Here is a 6,743-nt window from a genome sequence, read left to right as displayed (position 1 = left end):
TTAGCTGGTCGCTTAGCAATGAAGGCTTCAGGATGCTCAAACAGGCCCGCGCGCTGTATCAAGAGAACATCGAACTGTTGCAAGACGCGCAGCAAACCGACGAGAAAGTCGACCAAAAAACAGGTGAAGCAGCAACGCCCTCGAACAAAGTCTTCAATGTGCTGTTCTTGTGCGTGTCCAACAGCGCGCGCTCGATCATGGCCGAAGCGTTGCTCAACCGTTGGGGCAACGGCCGCTTCTGCGCCTTTTCTGCCGGTCAGAAGAAGGATTCAAGCGTCAACCCCAACACATTAAAAGCACTCAAAATGCTTCAATTGCCTACCGAGCAGGCCGCCTCCAAGCACTGGTCTAAGTTCCTGGAACCCGACGCGCCGCAAATGGATCTGGTGATCACCGTCTGCGACACCCTGCTAAACGAAGCCTGCCCCGCGTGGCCCGGCCGCCCGATCACCGCGCATTGGGGGGTGCCCGATCCGGTGCGCTTGATGGCCGATCATCCCGAACGCGATGCGGTGTCGTTCTTTATCGAAGCCGGACGCCTACTTGAAACTCGGGTGAAGTTGCTGACCCAACTCCCCGACTACGCCATCGAAAAAATTCGCGCCCGCGATGAGATTTCCGCAATTGGTTTAATGAGTGAGTAAATAATGACGATTCGAGTTGCAATTAACGGCTACGGCCGCATGGGACGCCTGGCACTGCGGGCGATGTTTGACCGCCCCGAACTGGGTCTGACTGTGGTGCACATCAACGAAATTGCCGCGGATGCCGCCTGCATGGCGCATCTGATCGAGTTCGATTCCGTGCACGGTCGCTGGCCGCAGGCCATTTCTGCCGATGAAAACAGCATCACGATCAATGGCCAGCGCATCGGCTACACGATGCACAAAACCATCGATCAGCTCGATTGGCGCGCCATCGGTGTGGATCTCGTCATCGAATCGACCGGCAAATGGCGCAGCTTCGAGCAAATCCGTGCTCATCTGGATCAAGGCGCGCCGCGCGTGGTGGTCGCCGCACCGGTCAAACACCCGGAGGTATTGAACGTTGTGATGGGCGTGAACGATCACTTGTTCGATGCGGCCAAACACGCCATCGTGACGGCAGCATCCTGCACCACCAACTGCCTCGCGCCGGTCGTCAAAGTGTTGCACGAAGGGCTCGGCATCGTGCGCGGCACCATGACGACAATGCACGATTTGACCAACACGCAGGCCGTGGTCGACAAGGGCGACAAGGACTGGCGGCGGGCGCGCGCGTCGAGCCTGTCGCTCTCGCCCACCACCACGGGTTCGGCCAAGGCCATCGGCGAGATTTTCCCCGAATTGAACGGCCAGTTGAATGGTCTGGCCGTGCGGGTTCCGCTGCTCAATGCCTCGCTCACCGATTTTGTCTTCACGCCATCGCGCGCCACCACGGTCGAAGAAGTCAATGCCCTGCTCAAAGCGGGTAGTGACGCCATGCCGGAGATTCTTGGCTATGAAACCCGCCCACTGGTATCCATGGATTTCGTCAACGACGCCCGTTCGTCGATTGTCGATGCGCCCTCCACGATGGTGATCGACGAGCACATGGTCAAAGTGCTGGCCTGGTACGACAACGAATGGGGCTACGCCAACCGCATGGCAGAACTCGCATCCAAGGTCGGCTCGGCATAACCTCCACCCACCCGCCAGGAGAACCCGTATGACTGCTGCCCTGCGCAACTACCTCATCATCACCGGCAACTACTGGGCGTTCACCATCACCGATGGCGCGATCCGCATGTTGGTGGTGTTGCACTTCTATCAGATGGGGTATTCGCCGTTCGCCATTGCGATGCTGTTCATTTTTTATGAAGTGTTCGGCATCGTGACGAACTTTGTCGGCGGCTGGCTCGGCGCGCGTATCGGGCTCAACCGAACCATGCAGGTCGGCACGGCCATGCAGATTGTCGCCCTGCTGATGCTGACCGTACCCAACCCCATGCTCACCGTGGTGTATGTGACGGCGGCGCAAGCGCTTTCAGGTATCGCCAAGGATTTAAACAAGATGTCGGCCAAGGCCGGGGTCAAGCTCGTCGCCGGTGCGTCGGACGAGCAGTTATTCAAATGGGTCGCCTGGATAACCGGCTCGAAAAATGCGCTCAAAGGCATTGGCTTTTTCGTCGGCGCCGCGCTGTTGGCACTGATCGGCTTTCAGGGTGCCAATTTCACACTCGCCGGGCTGCTGGTGCTGGGGTTAATCGCCACCTTCACCTTGCCATCCGGCCTCGGTGCGATGAAGGAAAAAGCCAAATTCAGCGCCTTGTTTTCGCAGGATGCAGCCATCAACTGGCTGGCCGCCGCGCGGATTTTTCTGTTCGGCGCGCGCGATGTGTGGTTTGTCGTCGCCCTGCCCGTCTATTTGGTTTCCATCGGCTGGGATTTTGAATGGGTGGGCGCGTATCTTGCGCTGTGGGTGGTCGGCTACGGCATCGTGCAAGCCAGCGCCCCGCGCTTATTGCGGGGGCAGAAAAAACCCGTCGGTGCCGAAACCGCCCTGCTCTGGAGCCTAATCCTCGTCGGCACGCCCTTGCTGATCTGGATCGGCTTTCAGTTCAACCTGCCGCCCGGCTGGTTGATTACGATTGGTCTGGGCGTATTTGGCGCGGTCTTCGCCGTCAACTCGGCAGTCCATTCGTACCTGATTCTCAATTATTCCACCAACGACAAAGCCGCCATGAATGTCGGCTTCTACTACGCCGCCAACGCCGGTGGACGCTTGCTCGGCACGGTTTTATCCGGCTACGCCTATCAAACCATCGGCATCGAAGGCTGCCTGCTGATCTCGACAGGATTCATTGCCCTGGCTGCGGTGTTTACTTATCAGATGAGCCGGAGTTTGCTGCAGAGTAACTCCCCCGAAAAACAGCGGCGCTAATAAAGATTTTTATTGAATCAATGGGGTCCGACTCAAATGATCTCCGCGAACTACTGATTGCTTCCCGTGATTCCGGCTATGTGATCTTGTTTCGCCACGAACCAGCCGACGATGCGGTGCATGCGCTGGATTTTCGGCACCAGAAAGAGGTAGTCCAACCGATGGTTGGAAATCAACCGAGTGTGACCCACCGATATTTGCCTTAATCATCCCGCCACGCCAGTTTGGCCTCAACTGTGGCCTGTTCCTGATCGAAGTGCGTTTTCGCGCTTCCCTCAATCTTGGCCTTGGCCTACGCCATTGCCGCGAGGCGCGAAACGCAGAAAATCGGTAAACCGCTGCGACTCATTGACTTCATCATGCGGTATAAGCAGATACTTCCACGGTTTGTTGCCGACGCTCGCCGAGAAGTCCGACGCGTGCTCGCACCAGCGGACAGCGGCAGCGGTCTTGGCCTGAACCTCCAGGCTGTCGAGGTCGGCTTTCGCCTTGGTTTCAACCAACAGGATGGTTGAATCGGTCTCGACGACAAAATCAGGAATGTACTCCGGCTGTTCGGAGCCAAGCTTGTAGTAAATTTGGAACTGGCCTTTGGCGGGTTTGAACCACTTCAAGGCATCCCGCTCCAGGATGACAGCAAAACGCCGTTCCGTGTCCGAATCAAATTTTTGCAACGGATACAGGCATTTAGAAAATCCACCGAACAGCATCTGCTTGATCTTGCCTAACTCAGTCACGGTTTCACGGTAATGATGCGCCGTTTGTCCTGCGGTCGCGGTGTAATGGCAGGGTTTAAGCGCCGTAAAGCCCCGGCTGACCTGCACCTCGTACCCCGTAGCTTCTTCCCAAAAGTGGGCCATCATCTCGGCGTGAATCAGTCGCGCCAGTTCTGTGCCATAGGTATCGAATATCTCGTGAAGCGCGTTCTCCGAGTAATTTTGCGCCTGATAATGCGCAACCGCCTGACCCGCCAGGTCATACAATTGCTCGGCCTCTGTGAAATAGTCGATGTCGTCAAAATCGAGCAACTTCTTGACGATGTAATCCTCAAGCCGCTGCTCCCTCATGCCCGTTTCCCGGCTCATGGTGAATTGAAGATTCGTGCGCAGCTCTTGCCCCACAATTTCACGTTGCCCCGGCTGGAAATTGGGCAACATACCCAGCGTGAACGGATGAAAACCCGTTGTCACCTCACCTGTAGGCACCACGGCGATACGCGGAATGTCGATGGTTTGCTGCACGATAATCTCGGTGGTTTTGGCCACCACAGACGAAAGATCGAACGCAGGCGCACCCTCCTCGGCATCCGTCAGTAATTCACCTTGAACGGGCTTCAGCCGTTCAGTCACTTCGGCCAGAATCGCCGCCTGCACATCCGTCTGAAGCAGTGCATGGCTGGTTGGCACCAAATCACACTTCACTTCGTATTGACCAATCACCTCCATCACCACGCGCGCTGCTTGGCGCTCACGCTCGGTCACAAATACGGGCGCTGGAACCGGAGTCTGTGCAGCCGCTCCTGCACTTGGTGGCGCAGGGTCAATCGCTGGGGCATCCGCCAAACCTAAGCGCATCATCACGCCTGAGCCGACCTGTACGCTAACCTTGGTATCGTCTGCACTCGGCGCGTCGAGAATCACGTGTTGCAAACGAATCGGCGAATCACCCCGGTTCGCCTCGTCGATAATCTCCTGAAACTTGTCGTGCGCCACAATGCTCAACCGATCCACCGCTGCGACACCCGTGCGCTTGCCATAGGGCAGACGCAGACCGCGACCGATGCTCTGCTCGATCAGCGTGCGCGCATTGGCGGCGCGCAGCGGCACGATGGTATAGAGATTGGTCACATCCCAACCTTCTTTCAGCATATTGACGTGAATCACAATCTCGGTCGGCTCATCCACGCTTTCCACCGCCAGCAGCCGCGTAATCATTGCTTCCTCTTCCGCGCCCGTTCGGCTGGAATCAACTTGAATCACTTTGCCCCGATAGCGCCCCTCATAAAACGCAGCCGATTCAAGCAGCGCCAACAGTTGCCCGGCGTGGGTCGTATCGCGTGCAATCACCAGCATGAAGGGTTTCACCACCGGCATGCCATTTTCGCGGGCGTAGGTCAGCAACTCCACCTTCGTGGTTTCGTGCAAACGCACGCCGTCCTCCAGCTTGATCTTCTCTACTTCCTCTGGCGTATGCGCCTTGGCATCGAAATTGCGCTGGGTCACGGCGGCAGGCTCTTTCACAAACCCATCGGCCATGGCGCGTGCCAGCGGATAATCCATCACCACATTCTTGAACGGCACTGGCCCCTTGCTGGACTCCACAAAGGGCGTAGCCGTCACCTCCAGGCCAAACAGCGGTTTTAGCTCATTGATCGAGCGCACCCCGGCACTGGCACGGTAGCGGTGCGATTCATCCATCAGCAGCACCAAATCCGGCAGATTCGCCAGATAGTTGAAATAACTATCACCCAGCACTTCCTTCATGCGCTTGATGCGCGGCTCCTTGCCACCCCGCACCTCGGAATTGATCTTGGAAATATTGAAGATATTGATCCGAACATCGCCGAATAAATCACCCGTAGGCAGGGGTTGCTGATCGTAGTTATCGCCGGTAATCACCCGTGGCGAATGGATTGCAAACTCCCCAATACCCTTGAACACATACTTGGGCGTATTGGGCGTGAAATCGGCAATCAGCTTGTTGTAGATCGTGAGATTCGGTGCCAGCACAAAGAAATTATTGATGCCATGCGCCAAGTGCAGATACGCAATGAACGCGCCCATCAAGCGCGTTTTGCCGACGCCCGTGGCCAGTGCAAAACACAGCGAGGGGAACTCGCGCTCGAAATCTTCTAAGGTCGGAAATTCAGCTTTGAGCGTGGCTAAAATCGCCGCCACATTTTGATCTTTGCGCAACAACTCGGGCGCCGCCTCAAGCGCTTGCCGCAGTTTTTCTAACGATTCGGCTTGCGGCGGGCGCAGGGACAGACGGCCCGTGATGTGGTTCTGTACGCGGGCGCTCATGCCTGTTCTCCATTTTTCTTGTTCGGCAATGCTTTCCTGCTTTTTTCAAGCTGCTTGACCGGTCGCGCAATGGCGGCATCGAAATCCCTCTCCACCGGTGACGGCAGATCGCGAACCCGTGCCTGATATTCGGCATACGTAGCCTGAGCTTTCGCCAATGCTGCTTCGGCAGTCACCTTGCCCGCGTGGGTCAGAATGTCCTTGCGCGTCATCCGCAGGAAGTTGTCCAGCTCCCCCGCCCAATCACGCATGGTCATCGGTTGCCGCGCCTGCGCCTGCAGCTCCGCCACTTCGATGTAAGCGGTGACGATACGGTTGAGCGTGTCCAGCTCTTCGGCGTTCAGGTAGTTCTTGGCAATGCCCACATCGGCTTTGCGTACCGGTGCGCCTTTGCTGGCCCCTGTCCAGTTCGTCAAGCCCATGTTCGGCGCTTGCGCGTCCGCCCGCAGCGCGATCAATTCCGCCGCCGTATGGCCGTGCGCGGCCCAGTGCATCTTGTTCTGCACGGTAGCGAAGAACAGCTGAGAGGTTTCCGTGTGCGGGTCGTAGTCCACGCTGGTGGCGTAGATATCCAGCACCTTGCGCCAGAACACCTTTTCCGAAGAACGGATATCGCGGATGCGCGCCAGCAATTCCTCGAAATAGCCGCTGTCCTGCCCACCCTTGAAGCGCTCATCGTCCAGCAGAAAACCCTTTTCGAGATAGTCCTTCAACTGTTCTGTCACCCAGCGCCGGAACTGCGTACCCCGATGTGAACGCACCCGATAGCCCAGGTGCAGAATCACCTCCAGGTTGTAATGGTCAACCAGCCGTTCCACA

5 protein-coding genes are annotated in these 6,743 nt (G+C 57.2%); 3 read left to right on the top strand and 2 right to left on the bottom strand.

Features of this window, described 5'->3' with window-relative positions; translation table 11 throughout:
- From M7R55_RS01245 to arsJ, 3 genes are all read left to right on the top strand, one after another.
- Positions 1 to 644 (top strand): arsenate reductase ArsC (locus M7R55_RS01245; protein ID WP_298217771.1); only part of this gene is annotated, 644 nt, incomplete at its 5' end.
- 3 nt (positions 645 to 647) lie between these two features.
- Positions 648 to 1,658 carry an ArsJ-associated glyceraldehyde-3-phosphate dehydrogenase gene (locus M7R55_RS01240; protein ID WP_298217770.1) on the top strand — a complete coding sequence of 337 codons (1,011 nt, stop codon included), beginning with the start codon at positions 648 to 650 and terminating at the stop codon, positions 1,656 to 1,658.
- A gap of 28 nt (positions 1,659 to 1,686) precedes the next feature.
- Positions 1,687 to 2,901: an organoarsenical effux MFS transporter ArsJ gene (arsJ, locus tag M7R55_RS01235; protein ID WP_298217768.1), complete on the top strand. Its 1,215-nt coding sequence runs from the start codon at positions 1,687 to 1,689 to the stop codon at positions 2,899 to 2,901.
- Between the two features lie 275 nt (positions 2,902 to 3,176).
- On the opposite strand, the gene M7R55_RS01230 is transcribed toward arsJ, so the two are convergent.
- Together M7R55_RS01230 and M7R55_RS01225 are read right to left on the bottom strand one after the other, a co-directional pair.
- A complete protein-coding gene (locus tag M7R55_RS01230) occupies positions 3,177 to 5,924 on the bottom strand; it encodes a DEAD/DEAH box helicase family protein (RefSeq protein WP_298217766.1) in 2,748 nt (915 codons plus the stop codon).
- On the bottom strand, positions 5,921 to 6,743 hold an 823-nt coding region (locus tag M7R55_RS01225; RefSeq protein WP_298217764.1), incomplete at its 5' end, for a virulence RhuM family protein. The genes M7R55_RS01225 and M7R55_RS01230, both read right to left, overlap by 4 nt.

This window comes from Halothiobacillus sp. (genome assembly GCF_027346185.1).
Lineage (GTDB): Bacteria > Pseudomonadota > Gammaproteobacteria > Halothiobacillales > Halothiobacillaceae > Halothiobacillus.
This window is presented reverse-complemented; position numbering and strand designations above follow the sequence as displayed.

Excerpts from the sequence above, each read along its gene's own strand:
- M7R55_RS01240 (WP_298217770.1), top strand. The coding sequence starts at position 648 with ATGACGATTCGAGTTGCAATTAACGGCTACGGCCGCATGGGACGCCTG.
- arsJ (WP_298217768.1), top strand. The coding sequence starts at position 1,687 with ATGACTGCTGCCCTGCGCAACTACCTCATCATCACCGGCAACTACTGG.
- M7R55_RS01230 (WP_298217766.1), bottom strand. The coding sequence starts at position 5,924 with ATGAGCGCCCGCGTACAGAACCACATCACGGGCCGTCTGTCCCTGCGC.